This window comes from Pseudarthrobacter sp. MDT1-22, assembly GCF_054511035.1.
In genome coordinates this window covers 205,594-219,834 of the sequence record NZ_JBTNDK010000004.1, presented here as the reverse complement: position 1 = coordinate 219,834, position 14,241 = coordinate 205,594, and the positions used below count along the sequence as shown (strand labels likewise).

The following is a 14,241-nucleotide window of genomic DNA, read 5'->3' as shown; positions in this document are numbered from 1 at the left end:
CACACACAAGGTCAATGAACTCGGTGCGGGTACTCAGAGGAAATGACCTGACCATTAAACGCTCCATCAATCAGAGCGTTGCAACGACCATATGACTCTGCCCCTGATTTGGCGTCATCAGCTGCCAGTTCGCGTTTCAGCAGGTAACCCAGCCTGTGGATAACGCAAACCGCAGGCCGGAATCGGTCCACAATGGAGCATGACCCGGACGCCCATGCCTCCTCAGCTCCCGCACGGATCATTTCTTGTTGCCGATGTAGAGGTCCTGGGCCTCACTCGGAGACAGCTGGGGCCGCCTTGACCCCAGTTGCGTCCTGACGCACTCCACCAGCGCGCGAATTTGCGGAGTATGCCTCCCGGCTTGGCTGGAGCAGGACTGGAGGATCCACATAGCCCGTCCTGCAGACGGCTGCAAGCCGCGCCGCAGGAACGTTGTGGGTCACCAGTTGTCGTTCAAACCCGGCGAGGTCATATCGTTCGACGGCGTTCGGCTCACGTCACCGGCTCGTACCTGGCCACCATGCTGGACCTCAACGATCTTGTCGCGGCCGGTGACTCCATTGTCGTCAGCCATGGAGATGACTTCCCGATGCCACGGAAGCCGCTGGCAACTGTTGCCGACCTGAGGCACATTGTGGGTCAGTATCCGGGAATGCGCGGGGTGAAAACGGCGAGGTTAGCCTTGGATCTGATCAGGGTGGGGGCGGACTCGGCACCCGAAAGCTTGATGCGGCTGGCACTGGTACAGGCCGGACTTCCCGAACCGACATTGAATGCTGTGCTCCGCAACGGGCTGGGTCACCCTGTGGTCTGGCCGGATGCTGCCTACCCGGAGTATCGGATCGCACTGCAATATGACGGCGCCCACCACCGTGATCCTGACCAGTACCGCCGCGATATCAAGCGGCAGGGCCTGACTGAAGATGGGCTGGCGAGAAATCCGTGTCCAGAAGAGTGATCTGGAAGGGGATCGGCCCTTCGTCGTCAAAAAAGTGCGGGCGGTCCTGAGCGGTTCGTCGGCCCGCACCGGGTGGGAACGAACTGGCAGTTGATGACCCCAAACAGCGGATTTGAGTGTATTAGCTGCCAGTTCGCGCGGGGGTGAGGGGCTTAAGTGTCCGTTCGCGCCGGGCGCGCGGAGGGGGAGCGGAGGGCGCGAAGCTTGTCGCGCAGCTTGCGGGCCAGCTGGTACGCGTTGTACCGGAGCTTTTGAACGGGGAGGTCCCAGGTGCCCGGGTACTCCACCTCGCGGCCGCCGAAGGACTTCTTGAACGCGGTGAAACCTGCCCACTTGTGGTCGGGTTGGTCCGCGGGCGCGACACCCCACAGGTCCACGTGTTTCAGGCCGCGGTCTTTGGCGTCCGCCATCAGGGTCACCAGGAGCGGGATGCCCGCGCTGAGCTTGCGGTGCGTATCATCTAGGGCTGCGTGGGCATAAGTCCGGGTGTCCGCGGAATCGTAGGCCAAGGCCGCTGCGATGGGACCGCCGTGCAGTTCGGCGATGAACAGCGTCGCAGCGCCTGCCGGCATGAGGGAGGCCGCCACCTGCGTCAGGTACGCGTCGCTCTGCGGCTTGAACCCGTTCCGCCGAGATGTCATGTGCAGGAAGTTCAGCAGGATCCTGATGTCGTCCGGGTCCTGCGACGCCCGGAACGTGACGCCCTTCTTGTGGATATTCCGGTAGAGGTTCCGGTTCACGGGCTTCATCGCGGCGAGGACATCCTTGAAGTCACCTTCGAGGTCCACGATCCAGCTGAGTTCAGGCTGCTGGTTCACGGGTGCCGGCTGCAAGCCGCGCAGGCTGAGCTCCGCGGCGGCCGGCATCTCAAGCCCGGCGGACACCGGCTCAATCCGGACAAACACAGCGCCGCACGATCTGGCCGTTCCCACCAGGGCGGCCAGGGCGGCGTCGAACGCCTCCGCGGAGGATGCCACCGGCCCATAGGGGGCGTAGAGGACCTTTCCGGCCGGGTTTTTCTCCTCGACGGCCAGGAAGCTCCAGCCCGGGCCGGACTGCTGATGGACTGTGCGGCCAAGCGACGACTGGACATCCGCCCAGGCAGGCGTCTGCAGGAAGAATTCCACGGCTCAGGCCTTCAGGGATGTGGTCACGGCGAAGGCAACGGCAGGGGACTCGGCACCGGCCACCGGGTGGACATTGACCGGTGCTTCCGCGGCGGGAAGGAAAGCGCTCCCCCCGTGGGCCAGCTGCAGGTCGCCCTTGGGCGAATCGAGATACACCGATCCGGCAACGACAATAACGACGACGGCACCCGCCTGGGCCAGCGGCACCGGCTCCGCGCCGGGTGCCAGTTCGATCCGCTGAAGCTGGAACTCCCGGAAGGGCGGCTGGTAGAGCTCCTGGCCAAGGCCGGACACTTCCGGCGTGAGCATGGGGACTGCCACCGGCTGGAATTCGATGGTCCGCAGCAGCTCGGGCACATCGATGTATTTCGGCGTCAGCCCGCCGCGGAGCACGTTGTCCGAGGACGCCATGACTTCAACACCCAACCCATGCAGGTAGGCATGCACGTTGCCCGCGGGGAGGTAGACGGCCTCGCCGGGGGCCAGCGAAATCCTGTTCAGCAGCAGCGAAATCAGCACACCGGGATCACCCGGATACTTCTCGTTGAGGCTGATGACCGTGGACAGTTCTGCCTGGTACGGTGCCAGCGGAGCGCCGGAGATCAGGGCGGCCGCCACCATCGCTGTCGTGTGGGAGACGTCTTCGCCGCCCTTGATCAGCCGCTCGAAGGCAGTCCTGAGGCCGGCACCCTCGTCCGGGTTGTCCAGGACCTCGAGCAGCTCCACCAGCAGGGGCGGGATCCCGGTTTCCACCAGGTCGAAGCAGGCGGCAAGGTGGAGCAGAATCTTCCGGGTTGCTGCCGGAGAACGGAACCCGCACAGCGCTTCGAACGGTGTCAGCGCGAAGATCATTTCGGGCTTGTGGTTGTCATCGCGGTAGTTGCGGTGCGTGGCATCGGGCGCAATGCCTTCAGCATTTTCCCGGGCGAATCCGGCTTTGGCCTGGTCGATGCTGGGATGGACCTGGAGGGACAACGGCAGCGCGGCAGCAAGGATCTTGGTCAGGAACGGGAGCCGCGGGCCAAACTCGGCCACAGATTCGCTGCCCAGGAAATGGTTCGGATCTTCGGCGATCAAGGCGTCCAGCGGTGCCACGGAGCCGTCCACCCGGCGGGCCATTGAAGGGGCGCCGGGGTGGGCGCCGATCCAGAGTTCGGCTTCGGGACGACCGGACTCGGGGCGTCCCAGCAGCCCGGCGATAGCGGTTGTGGATCCCCAGGCGTAGTCGCGGAGGACGTTTTCAATTTCGTACACAGCCGGTATCCATTCTTGGTCTTCAGGTCTACGTAGTCTTGCAGTCACGTGCTGCGGCCGGGTTTTCCAGGCGACGGCCCAGCGGGCCTAGAGCGGCGCGCATTGGCCGTTGGTGGCCACGAGTTCACGCAGCGCCTGTTCGTTGCCTTCGCGTTTGAGCTGGTTCAGCATCGCCTCGGTGATCGGCTCGCCGTCGGGCGTTGTGGTCACCGGCGTGAAGTCCGACGACGGCGGGGCAGTCTGCGCGCGGACTCCCCCGGCTGCCAGGAACGCAGCCGTGGGCAGTTGCGAGGACGCCTGCAGCCGTCCGCCGGCCGCGGCGGGCTGCAAGATGCCGTCGACCGGCGTGGCAGCCTGGGGCTGCCCCGACGCGGAGGCCAGGAGCTGGTCCACCTTCTCGTGGATGATGTCAAAGTCGGGCACGGTGGAGAAGGATGCGTCAAAATCAGGTGGCCCGATGGTCAGCCGTTTGACTTCCTGGCCTTTGGCCTTCATGGCGAGATCCACGAAACTGCCCAGCTGGGAGGAGGAGATGTTGGAATCCACCACTTTGGTGCCTGCGCTGGCGATGTCCTCGAATTTGGACACCAGCGTGGCCGGATCCAGCTGTTTGAGCATGGCCTGTTGGACACACTGCTGACGCTGGATCCGGGCGTAGTCGTCGACGAATTCGCGCGAGCGTCCGTACCAAAGTGCGCGGTCGCCATCGAGTGTTTGTTCACCGGCGGGAATCCAGCCCAAGGGCATGCCATGAGTGCGGGTAACCTCGTCGAAGTAGCCGCTCATCGGAACCCAGCCGCCGGCCTTGATTCGGATCCCGCCCATGGCGTCAATCAGCTTGGCGAAGCCCTCCATGTCAACCAGGACGTAGGCCTGGACCGTGATTCCGAGGGTTCCCGATACCGCCTCAAGGGTGGCCTGCGCACCGGGGTCCGCTACACCCGGATACAGGTCCGCGTGCTCGTTGGTCACTTCGGTGTTGATGGCGTTGATGAGGCACGCGTCGCCGCAGTCGTAGCCGTCCGGGTAGATCTCCCGCATGGGCGAGCCTTCGCTGAACTGGGCGTTCTGTAGGTTGCGTGGCACGGAGATGATGGCTGTCTGGCCGGTCTTTGCGTCCACGCTGAGTACGGACAGGCTGTCCGGGCGCCTGCCTGTACGGTCGTCGCCGGCGTCACCGCCCATCATCAGGAAGTTGTAGCGGCCGTCGACGGGATCGATCTCTGGTCCCCCCGCGAAGATGCTGCCGATGGCGTTGCGGCTCACGTTCAGCAGGTACGCGGCATACCCAAGGGTGCCGCTGCTCAGGACCAGGGCCAGGACCAGGGCAATGCCGACGGCGGGACGCGCCGCCGGTGCCAGCAGCACGGGGCGGATCAGCCGGAGGGTGTTGATGAACAGGAACGCCCATCCGAGCGCCAGGGCCACCAGGACGAGGATGATCACCAGCGAGGCAAACTGATTGGTGAGGATATTGATCAGGAGCGACCGGTTCACGGCCAGCAGCAGCAGGGTGACCGCCAGCAAAGCCCAGGCGGTCAGGGTGACGCGCAGGGCAATACGGCCGAGCTTGCGGTCGCCGGCCACAATCTGGGCGCTGCCGGGCACCAGAAGGGTCATCAGGACCAGGGCAAAGCCCCGTTTGGTCCGGACGGGGGCTGAGGCGCTGGTCGGATACCGGACGGGATCAGTCATGACCTTGCCGGTTGCTGGCTGCTGCGGTTCGCTTCTGGACATGTCCGGTTCCTTAACGGCTGCCCCGGAGAACACCATTGCCGTCGGCGAAGACTTCGCTGACTTTCTGCCTGAGGTTGGCTCCCTTGCGGGTGGCGACGTCGTTGAGTTCCTGGGCGAAGTCCAGGAGGTCGGCACGGAGCGTGGCTGCCAGTTCGTCCGTGCCCGACGCGAGGATCCGGACTGCTAGCAGGCCTGCGTTCCGGGCACCGGCAATGGACACGGTGGCTACGGGAACGCCGGCAGGCATTTGCACGATGGAGAGGAGGGAATCCATGCCGTCCAGGGTCTTAAGCGGGACCGGGACGCCAATAACGGGCAAGGGAGTCACACTTGCCAGCATGCCGGGAAGGTGGGCAGCTCCGCCGGCGCCCGCGATGATGACGCGCAGCCCGCGTTCGTGGGCGGTCTGGCCGTACCGGATCATTTCGGTGGGCATCCGGTGTGCGGAGACCACATCGGCTTCAAAGGGGATGCCGAACTCAGCCAATGCATCCGCGGCGGCCTCCATGACCGGCCAATCCGAGTCTGAGCCCATGACCAGCCCAACGATGGGACGGGGGACGGTGCCGGTGGTGGTTTCGGTGGTCATGCGTTCTCCTCGGAAATCCGTGCTGATTCTTCGGTGGGAACCCGGCCGTCGCGGATGATGGCCGCCACCCGGGTTGCGCGTTGCCGGACCGAGTCCACATCATCCGTGGAGGTCCCTACGAGGTTGACATGGCCAATCTTGCGTCCCGGACGCACTGATTTTCCGTAGCAGTGGACCTTGGCGGCCGGCTCGCTGGCGAGGGCGGCCGGGTAGGCGGAAAACAGATCCTGGTTGTCGCCGCCCAGGAAGTTTTTCATGACCACTACCGGGCCCAGGATGTCGGTGGCACCCAGCGGCAGGTCCAGGACCGCCCGCAGGTGCTGCTCAAACTGGCTGGTAACCGAACCGTCCTGGGTCCAGTGCCCGGTGTTGTGGGGGCGCATCGCGAGTTCGTTGATCAGGAAGCCGACGCCGGAGCCCGGTGTTTCAAAGAGTTCCGCCGCCATGACTCCGGTGACGCCCAGTTCCGTGGCGACGCGCAGTGCCGCGTCTTCCGCAGCCGCGGCGACCTCGAGGGGGATGTCCAGGGCAGGGGCGATGACTTCGTCGCAGACGCCGTCCACCTGGATAGTGTGCACCACCGGCCAGGCTCTCGCTTCGCCGCCCGGGGTCCGCGCCACCAGCGCGGACAGTTCGCGGCTGAACTCAACTTTGGCTTCGGCGAGGAGCGGGCTCATGGCCTCGAACCACGGAGCAGCCTCTTCGGCGGCCTCGGCGGAGTCGATGATCCGCACGCCCTTTCCGTCGTAGCCGCCGCGGGGCATCTTGAGGACAACCGGCCAACCCGTTTCTTCGCCGAAGTCCACGAGCGCGGCGACGTCAGCGACAGCAGCCCAGATGGGGTTTGGGAGCCCAAGGCTGTCGATGGCAGCCCTCATCACCAGTTTGTCCTGGGCATTAAGCAGGGCGTCCGGACCGGGCTGGACATTCACGCCGGCGGCCAAAAGCGCGCGGAGGTGGTCCGTGGGGACGTGTTCGTGGTCGAACGTCATGACATCCAGGCCGGCCGCGAAGTCGAGGAGAGTCTGGAGGTCCTTGTAGTCACCCACCGGTGAAGTGGACACAGCAGACACGGCTGAAACGTCCTCAGCCTCAGCCAGGACACGGAGTTCAAAGCCAAGGGCGGTAGCGGCCGGAGCCATCATGCGCGCGAGTTGGCCGCCGCCAACTACGCCGATTACTGGAAAAGTCACATAAGCCAGCCTACAGAAAAGCTCACCGGATCCGGGCTTTGGGACGTCGAAGGGCCCGCTTTTCGGGTATTTCCGCGATCACCCTTCACTCCGCGTGGGGCGGGTTCACCGATTTCGGGTCTAAAATAGACCTCTGGCCGTGTGGCCCAATGAACTGACGGCCATGGAGGGTCATGTTTAGCGCACTTGCAGATCGTATCCGGGGGCTCGCCTCGCTATTTTGGCGTGAAGTGGCCAAGTTCGGAGCCGTGGGCGGTGTGGCCTTCGTCATTGACTCGGCCATCTTCATCTGGCTGTTCACCGGACCGATGCACGGCAGCGAGGTCTGGGCCAAAGCGATGGCAACCATCGTGGCAAGCATCTTCTCGTGGGTTGCCAACCGTTACTGGACGTTCAGACACCGCAAGCAGGCCAATGTGGCCCGTGAGGCCGCGCTGTTCGCCGTCATGAACCTGGTGGGACTGCTGATCGCCTCAGGCTGTGTCTGGTTCGCGAAATACATCCTGGACCTGAACGACAAGCCCTCGCTATTTATTGCCGGCAGCGTCGTGGGCCTGGTCCTGGGCACCATCTTCCGCTTCTTCGCTTACCGGTTCTGGGTCTTCAACGAAGAACTGGATCAGGAGCCGGAGTTCTCCCACGACCACGAGCTCATCGAACGGCACCATCGTGAGAAGGCAGCTGCCGCTGCTGCCGTCGCCCAGCACGGGGAGCAGCCGGAGGCAGACTCACCGGAAAGCCGCCGGCAGCGGCCCTAACCCGGCCGTGCCGGGAAAGCTACTTGCCGTGGATGCGTTCTGCGGCCAGCAGCTTGTCCGTCAGCTCCACATCGGCGTGAGCCAGCACCACTGAACCACCGTTATGCCACGCGCCAAGTGAGTTCGCCAGCGCCGGCTCCAGCCCTTCAGAGGCCGGGACCAGAAGCCTGACGCCTTCCTCATGCGGCGCCGCAAAACCAGTGATCAGGCTTTCGTGGATGTGCCGCTGGCCTCCGCCAGCCCGAATGGCACAGCCGGCCGCCGAAGGGTCCGTGTGCGCCATAAAGACGTCACCATGGGAGCGCACCTCGGCGGCGTAGTCGATGACTCCGGCAGGCAGGTCACCAGGCCACCGCATCGCCAGGGCTGGCAGCGCGACGGCGATAACGGCGTCGTGCTGCCCCTCAACGGTTCCGGGCCTGTCGGTGACCAGGAGCTCCGCCTCCCCGCCGCCCAGGACTGTTTCCATGCCCAGCTGCCAGGCGGCCAGTGCCCAGATCATTGACTTCCAGTGGGCTGGCAGGTCAAGAGTCAGTCGCATGCCGGGCTCGGCGTCAAGTTCGTCCTGCAGCAGATTGCTGGTTTTTGCCACCCAGTTGTCCAGCACACGACCGGAGAGTTCCACGCGCTCGGAGTCCGGGCCGTACCAGGTCAGGCGGGGCGACGTGGCGTGGCCGGAACGCAGGGAGGTCATCAGATCTATCGCCGGGATGCTCATGGCTTTATCTTGTCACGGACCCGGTGGGGCGTCCTTGGCAGGGATGCCGCGCACCGAGTCCCTAAGGGTCCTGGTCGGGTCCGGCCGGGCTGTGATGTTACTCACAGGAGTTTGTCATCTTATTTGTCTAATTCGGGCTGCGCCTGTATTTTTTGGCAGCTATTCAGCGGAAACGGGACCTTTTGGCCGCCGATGCGGACTGCCGGGCCTCCGCGCGCCGGACCTTCGGAAAACTCCCGGGCGTGGCGTGACCGGGATTGGCCCGGAAAGTTGATTATTATCCGTCCACGGCTTGACTCCCCACTAGTTACACGCGTGTAATTAGATATCGAAAGTCACTGCATAAATACGGACACGCAACCGAGTGGCCAAGTATTCAGGCAAGGGCTGCAACATTTGGGGAGGGTCGCCGTGGGGCAAGCAGAGCGTATCCATGAAGATGCCGTCGTCGCCGGACTGGCAACGGCAAAATACCGCGCACGGGGGGTGCCGAGCGACTGGTTCGTCGATCCCGCGGATCCCGACGCCGCGGACCGTTACAATCGCAATACCAAAGACCCCCTCCAGGACCAGGCCACAGCCTTCCTGGCGGCGCACGAAGCACTCCTTGACGGCGGACACGACCAGGACGATGACGACCTGGATCCGCCCATGGAACTGCGCACCCCGGCACAGGGAACAAGTTCCCAGCCGGTGTGGATCGGACTGCCGTTCAGGCAGGACTTCGACGACGAAGGTGAACTCGGCTGGCAGACTGATGCATTGTGCGCGCAAACGGATCCGGAAGCCTTCTTCCCGGAGAAGGGCGGATCCACGCGCGACGCCAAGAAGGTCTGCGGTGCATGCAATGTGCGGTCGCAGTGCCTGGAATACGCGTTGGCAAACGACGAACGGTTTGGCATTTGGGGTGGCCTTTCCGAGCGTGAGCGCCGGCGGCTAAGGAAGCGAGCAATCTAATTCTTCAGGAAGTACATGTCACTGCCGTTGTGGTGTCCCACAACGGCAGTGCCTATCTCCCCAGAACCCTGGCTGCCCTCGCGGACCAGACCCGGCCCGCGGACTCCCTCATCGGAGTGGACACCGGATCCCGCGACGACTCCGCCGTCCTCCTGGAACGGGCCTTCGGCGCAACCAATGTGAGCACCTTTCCCCCCGGCAAGAGCGGCATGGGCGGCGCCGTGCGCGCCGGGCTCAACAAGCACACGCCCTGGGAAGGCCAGTCCCAGCGCGCCGCCACAGAGTGGGTCTGGCTGCTGCACGACGATGCGGCCCCGGCCCCGGAGGCGCTGGCCGAACTCCTCAGTGCGGTGGAGCGCGCACCATCCGTGACCGTGGCCGGCTGCAAGCAACTGGACTGGCACTCGGAACGCCGGCTGATCGACGTCGGACTCTCCACCAGCCGCTGGGCCGAGCGGCTTACCCTGATCGATGCCGACGAACTGGACCAGGGCCAGTACAACGGCCGCACCGACGCGTTTGCGGTGAACTCGGCCGGCATGCTGGTCCGCCGTGATATCTGGGAACTCCTGAAGGGCTTCGACCCCGCACTGCCGGGCACCGGCGACGACGTCGACTTCTGCTGGCGCAACCGCCTCGCCGGGCACCGCGTGGTGGTAGTTCCCACTGCACGGATGTTCCACGTGGCCCACCGGCCGCATGCCCAGGGAAACGCTTCCGCGGCGCGAAAAGCCCAGGTCCATCTGCGCCTCAAGCACGCCCCGCTGTGGAAGGTGCCTATCCATGCGGTCGGTGCGCTGCTTGGCAGCATGTTCAAACTCGTGCTCAGCATTGCGGTCAAGGATCCCGGGCACGGTTTCTCCCAGCTTGTGGCCACATTCGCTGCCCTGGCCCGGCCCGGTGCCGTGGCAAAGGCCCGCCGGACCGCGGCAAACAGCCGGCGGATCCGGCGGTCCGTCATCAAGAAGCTGCAGACGCCACGGCGTGAAGTCTGGAACCACCGCCGCTCCCTGATGGAAGCCCTGGGCGCCGACAACTCCACGGCCGATGGCCTTGTCCATGACCCCCTGGCGGACCAGCCCACGGGGGACTCATCGGATGACTTCGCTGCCCTGACCACCACCGAACGGGGATGGGTGGGGACAGGCGCCATCGCCGCCATCATCATCGCGTCCGCAGCTTCCCTCACAGCGCTCAGCGGGATGTTCCGGGCCGACGCTGTTTCCGGTGGAGGCCTCATTCCGGTGTCCTCCACCCTTGGCGAAATCTGGCACCACGCCTCCAGCTGGTGGATCAGCCTGGGGGCAGGGCTTCCGGGCAAGGGCGACCCCTTCGGCTATGTGCTGTGGATCCTTGGCCTGCTCGGCGGGGGAGACGCCAACGCGGCCATGGCCTGGCTCCTGCTGCTCGCCGCCCCGCTTTCCGGCCTGACCGCATGGTTTGCGGCCGGGGGCCTGACCATCCGGCGCCGCTTCCGCCTCGTTGCCGCACTCTTCTGGGCGGCCGCTCCTGCCTTGCAGATAGCACTGAACCAGGGCCGGGCCGGTGCCTTGGTGGCCCACATCATGATCCCGCTGCTCGTCCTGGCACTCCTGCGTGCCACCGGGTCCGCTGTGGGCCACGGACGGTTCATTGTCCCGTCCCCGGGTGACGGGCGTTTCACCGAAAAACCACCCGCACGGCCTGGGATCAACGGCATGCCGTCCTGGACTGCTGCCGCCGCCGCAGGGTTGACGCTGGGTGTTGTGACCGCGTCGGCGCCTTCACTGCTAGTCCCGGCCGTTGTGGTTATTGTGCTCTGCGGGCTGATGCTTGGCCGTCGTGGCCGCACCGTGTGGTGGGCTCTTTTGCCCAGCGCCGCGCTCTTTCTTCCCTTCGGGCTGTCCGTTATCGACCGGCCGCGGGCATTGCTGGCAGACCCCGGTGTTCCGCTGGGATTCGAGGCGGCCCCGCTGTGGCAGCAGTTCCTGGGCCAGCCGCTGCTGTTCTCCGCCGACGGTGGCCTGTCCGGCCTTCCGTTCTTCAGCGGCCAGGCGATCCCATGGGCACTCGTGCTCGCATTTCTGCTGGCCGTTCCCGTCCTGCTGCTTGCCGTTGCCGCCCTGTTCCTCCCGGGTATGCGCAGCAGGACAGCACGTGTTCTCTGGGTGGCGGCTCTGGTGATCTTCGCCGGTGGCCGGCTCGCGGGGCACGTTGCCACCGGCGCAACTGCCGACACCCTCGTGACCCCGTTCACCGGACCAGCCGTCTCCGCCGCAGGGTTCGCCCTGCTCGGAGCCGCCCTGATCGGTGCCGAGCGTTTGCTTGATGCCGCGGACCGGGCAGCCTCGCCCAGTATTCGGCGCAACGTGGCCCTTCGCTCCGCGACGGCCCTTGCCATGGTGGTGCTGCTGGCCGGTCCGCTGGCCGGCATGGCGGTGTGGTCGGCCCAGAACCTGCTACGTTCCTCAGCCGTTGCACTCCCGGCCGACGTGCCGGCAGGGCCCGCGCTGGGAACGCCACGGCTGGTGCAGCCAGGCAGCGCCCGGACGCTTCCCGCCACCGCCATAGACCGTGGCACCGGGCCGGAGCAGACACGCACGCTGCTGATCGGCACCCAGGAGAACGGCTCCTTTGACGCGGCCCTGATGCGTGGCGCCGGGACCACCCTGGACAGCTTGTCAACGATTGCCGCCGCCCGGAACATCCTGGGCGCGCCCGGCCAGGAGACGGTCAGGGAGGACGACGACGTCACGGCGTCCATCCGCAGCGTGGTGGCCACGCTGGTGGCCGGCCAAGGCGTGGACCCCCGTCCCGAGCTCGAGCGCCTTGGTGCCGGATTCGTGGTGCTGCGCTCGGCAGATACCGCCGCCCAGCTCACGGCCAGCAGGATGGACGCAGTTCCGGGGCTCGTTGCCGTCGGCCAGACGGATGTCGGCTGGCTCTGGCGGATTACGCCGCTGAACCAGCCGGTACTGCAGCCCGCCGACGTTGCCCATCGCGTCAGGATCGTGGACGGCACCGGCGCCACTGTGGCACTGGTGCCCTCCAAATACGACGACGTCGACACCCCCGTCGCCGAGGGACCGGAGGGGCGGCTGGTGGTGCTCGCCGAACGGGCTGACCCGGGCTGGAGCGCCTGGTTCGACGGGCGGAAGCTCACTGCCACAACATCCGGCTCGGCCCAGGCCTTTACCTTGCCTGCCACCGCCGGCCAGCTGACCATCCGCTACGACACCCCGTGGGCCCTCTGGTCCGGAATCGCACAGATCACGGTGATAGGACTCACTGTGATGCTCGCCATTCCCATGCCCGCGCGCCGGCCCAACACAGGGCTCTCGAGGGACGAGGGATCTTTGCGTAAGGAACATCAGAATGCATAAGGACGCAGCCCGCAGGACCCCTCGCAAGCAGATGCTGGCAGGCCTGGTCTCGGCCGTGGCGATTGTGGCCACAGCCGGCGCGGGACTCGCAGCCTCCTCGGTCGCCCCGCAGCCGGCGGGGAGCCGCAGCATCCCGGCCGTGCTGGCTGCAGTTCCCGCAGGCGCCAGCACGGGGGTATGTCCTGGCCCGGCCCGCCTGCTCGAAGGAACAGAGGCGGGCACCGACCCCCAGTTCAGCCCCGAATCCGCGACCGCCAAGAGCGCTGTCACGGGCGCCGTCCTGAGCGCCCCCGGCGGTGTCCTCCCCGGCAGCAGGCTCGCCGCCCTTGACGGGACGCCCGCCGTCGAGATCGCCAAGGACGGCAGCCAGCCCGGCCAGGGGACAGGTCCCCAGGACCTGACCGCCGGCGTCGTCGCCGGGCACAGCGTGGATGATGCCAGCTTCCTGAGCGCCGACGCCCAGGCAGGCCAGAAGCCCTCAGCCGCCGGGCTTATGAGATTCACCGCCACCGACGGTGACTTGCAGGGCTCGGCGGCTGCCAATTGCCAGCCGCCCGCCAACGACCTCTGGCTGTCCGGTGCCAGCACCACCGTGGGCCGCACCTCCCTTCTTGTCCTCAGCAACGCCTCAAGCACACCTGCCACCGTCAGCCTGGAGCTCTTCGGCAGCAAGGGTCAGATCCGGGCCCCGGGCAGCAGGGGGCTGCTGGTCGCGCCGGGAGGTACCCGCTCAATCGTGCTGGCTGGCCTGGCCCCTGGTGAAGCCCAGCTCACCGTCCATGTCCGGAGCGCGGGCGGTCCGGTGGCCGCGTCTATCCAGCAGAGTGTCCTGAGGGGACTGACGCCCGGCGGCGTCGACTTCATTGCTCCGGGCGCCGCACCTGCCGCACGGCAGGTCATGACCGGAGTGGACATCCAAGACGCCGGCGCGATCTCCGCATTGACGGGAAACAGCGGCTTCAACGACGCCGGCCCCGCGCTGGCCATCACGGTTCCGGGACCGTCGGACGCGGTAGTGGAGGTCAAGCTCTTCGGCCGGGACGGCCAGAAAGCCCTCCCCGGCGGCGGCGTTGTCACGGCAAAAGCCGGGTCCGTCACCGAGATTTCCCTGGCTGGCGTCCCCGCCGGCCACTACACGGTGTCCACCAGTTCGGACGTGTCATTTGTGGCCGCAACCCGCGTCACCCGGGGCGTCACGAACGAGAAGGCCTCGGACGTCGCCTGGGCTGCCTCCGGTGTCCGGCTGGGAAGCCAGCATGTGGTGCCCGTGCCCCATGGCGGTGACCGAACCCTCGTGTTCGGCGTCCTCGAGAACCGGGCCACGGTCTCCTACGCTGCCATCACCGCGGACGGCAAGATCCGCGCGGCCGCCACTGCCGACGTCGCCGGCGGCACCACAACGTCCATCAAGGTCCCCGAGAAGGTGGACGAGTCGGTAGTGGTGGCGTACGTTGTCTCCGCGTCAGGTGACGCTGCCTACGGCGCGCTGCTCCTGCAGCAGGACGGCCGGGACGACATCTCCACGGTCGCCTTCACGCCGGCGGCTTCAGGGCAGGAAAAGGTGCCGGTCTCCCTGGGGTACTGACAG

11 protein-coding genes are annotated in these 14,241 nt (G+C 66.1%); 5 read left to right on the top strand and 6 right to left on the bottom strand.

All coding sequences use genetic code 11. From position 1 onward, the window contains the following. Nucleotides 1–520 precede the first annotated feature (520 nt). Nucleotides 521–958 carry a hypothetical protein gene (locus tag ACX80M_RS05620; RefSeq protein ID WP_252607813.1) on the top strand — a complete coding sequence of 146 codons (438 nt, stop codon included), beginning with the start codon at nucleotides 521–523 and terminating at the stop codon, nucleotides 956–958. Nucleotides 959–1,110: 152 nt separating this feature from the next. Here the strand turns inward: ACX80M_RS05620 and ACX80M_RS05615 are convergent, their stop codons facing one another. The 5 genes from ACX80M_RS05615 to ACX80M_RS05595 all read right to left on the bottom strand — a co-directional run bounded on the left by ACX80M_RS05615 (nucleotide 1,111) and on the right by ACX80M_RS05595 (nucleotide 6,810). Beyond that, complete coding sequence (locus ACX80M_RS05615; protein ID WP_252601005.1) at nucleotides 1,111–2,085, bottom strand: lipid II:glycine glycyltransferase FemX; 975 nt, start codon at nucleotides 2,083–2,085, stop codon at nucleotides 1,111–1,113. Nucleotides 2,086–2,088: 3 nt separating this feature from the next. Further along, nucleotides 2,089–3,339, bottom strand: a complete 1,251-nt coding sequence (manA, locus tag ACX80M_RS05610; protein WP_252601008.1) for a mannose-6-phosphate isomerase, class I — start codon at nucleotides 3,337–3,339, stop codon at nucleotides 2,089–2,091. An 87-nt stretch (nucleotides 3,340–3,426) separates the two neighbouring features. Then, nucleotides 3,427–5,076: an LCP family protein gene (locus ACX80M_RS05605; RefSeq protein WP_252601011.1), complete on the bottom strand. Its 1,650-nt coding sequence runs from the start codon at nucleotides 5,074–5,076 to the stop codon at nucleotides 3,427–3,429. Between the two features lie 10 nt (nucleotides 5,077–5,086). Then, nucleotides 5,087–5,665 carry a 5-(carboxyamino)imidazole ribonucleotide mutase gene (gene purE, locus ACX80M_RS05600; RefSeq protein WP_058929643.1) on the bottom strand — a complete coding sequence of 193 codons (579 nt, stop codon included), beginning with the start codon at nucleotides 5,663–5,665 and terminating at the stop codon, nucleotides 5,087–5,089. After that, nucleotides 5,662–6,810: a 5-(carboxyamino)imidazole ribonucleotide synthase gene (locus ACX80M_RS05595; RefSeq protein ID WP_252601146.1), complete on the bottom strand. Its 1,149-nt coding sequence runs from the start codon at nucleotides 6,808–6,810 to the stop codon at nucleotides 5,662–5,664. Before ACX80M_RS05595 ends, purE begins: the two co-directional genes overlap by 4 nt. A 221-nt stretch (nucleotides 6,811–7,031) precedes the next feature. On the opposite strand from ACX80M_RS05595, the gene ACX80M_RS05590 reads away from it, so the two are divergent. Next, on the top strand, nucleotides 7,032–7,616 hold the full coding sequence (locus tag ACX80M_RS05590) for a GtrA family protein (RefSeq protein ID WP_252601014.1): 585 nt from the start codon (nucleotides 7,032–7,034) through the stop codon (nucleotides 7,614–7,616). Between the two features lie 19 nt (nucleotides 7,617–7,635). Here the strand turns inward: ACX80M_RS05590 and ACX80M_RS05585 are convergent, their stop codons facing one another. Beyond that, on the bottom strand, nucleotides 7,636–8,334 hold the full coding sequence (locus ACX80M_RS05585; protein ID WP_252601016.1) for a TIGR03089 family protein: 699 nt from the start codon (nucleotides 8,332–8,334) through the stop codon (nucleotides 7,636–7,638). Nucleotides 8,335–8,745: 411 nt separating this feature from the next. Here ACX80M_RS05585 and ACX80M_RS05580 point away from each other — a divergent pair, with 411 nt between their 5' ends. The 3 genes from ACX80M_RS05580 to ACX80M_RS05570 are packed head-to-tail and all read left to right on the top strand — an operon-like array spanning nucleotide 8,746 to nucleotide 14,238. Then, a complete protein-coding gene (locus ACX80M_RS05580; protein ID WP_252607817.1) occupies nucleotides 8,746–9,291 on the top strand; it encodes a WhiB family transcriptional regulator in 546 nt (181 codons plus the stop codon). Nucleotides 9,292–9,320: 29 nt separating this feature from the next. Then, complete coding sequence (locus tag ACX80M_RS05575; RefSeq protein WP_252601020.1) at nucleotides 9,321–12,653, top strand: glycosyltransferase family 2 protein; 3,333 nt, start codon at nucleotides 9,321–9,323, stop codon at nucleotides 12,651–12,653. Continuing rightward, the gene (locus ACX80M_RS05570) at nucleotides 12,646–14,238 is read left to right on the top strand and encodes a DUF5719 family protein (RefSeq protein ID WP_252601021.1); all 1,593 of its coding nucleotides are present in this window, start codon (nucleotides 12,646–12,648) and stop codon (nucleotides 14,236–14,238) included. The genes ACX80M_RS05575 and ACX80M_RS05570 overlap by 8 nt, the downstream gene beginning before the upstream one ends. Nucleotides 14,239–14,241 lie beyond the last annotated feature (3 nt).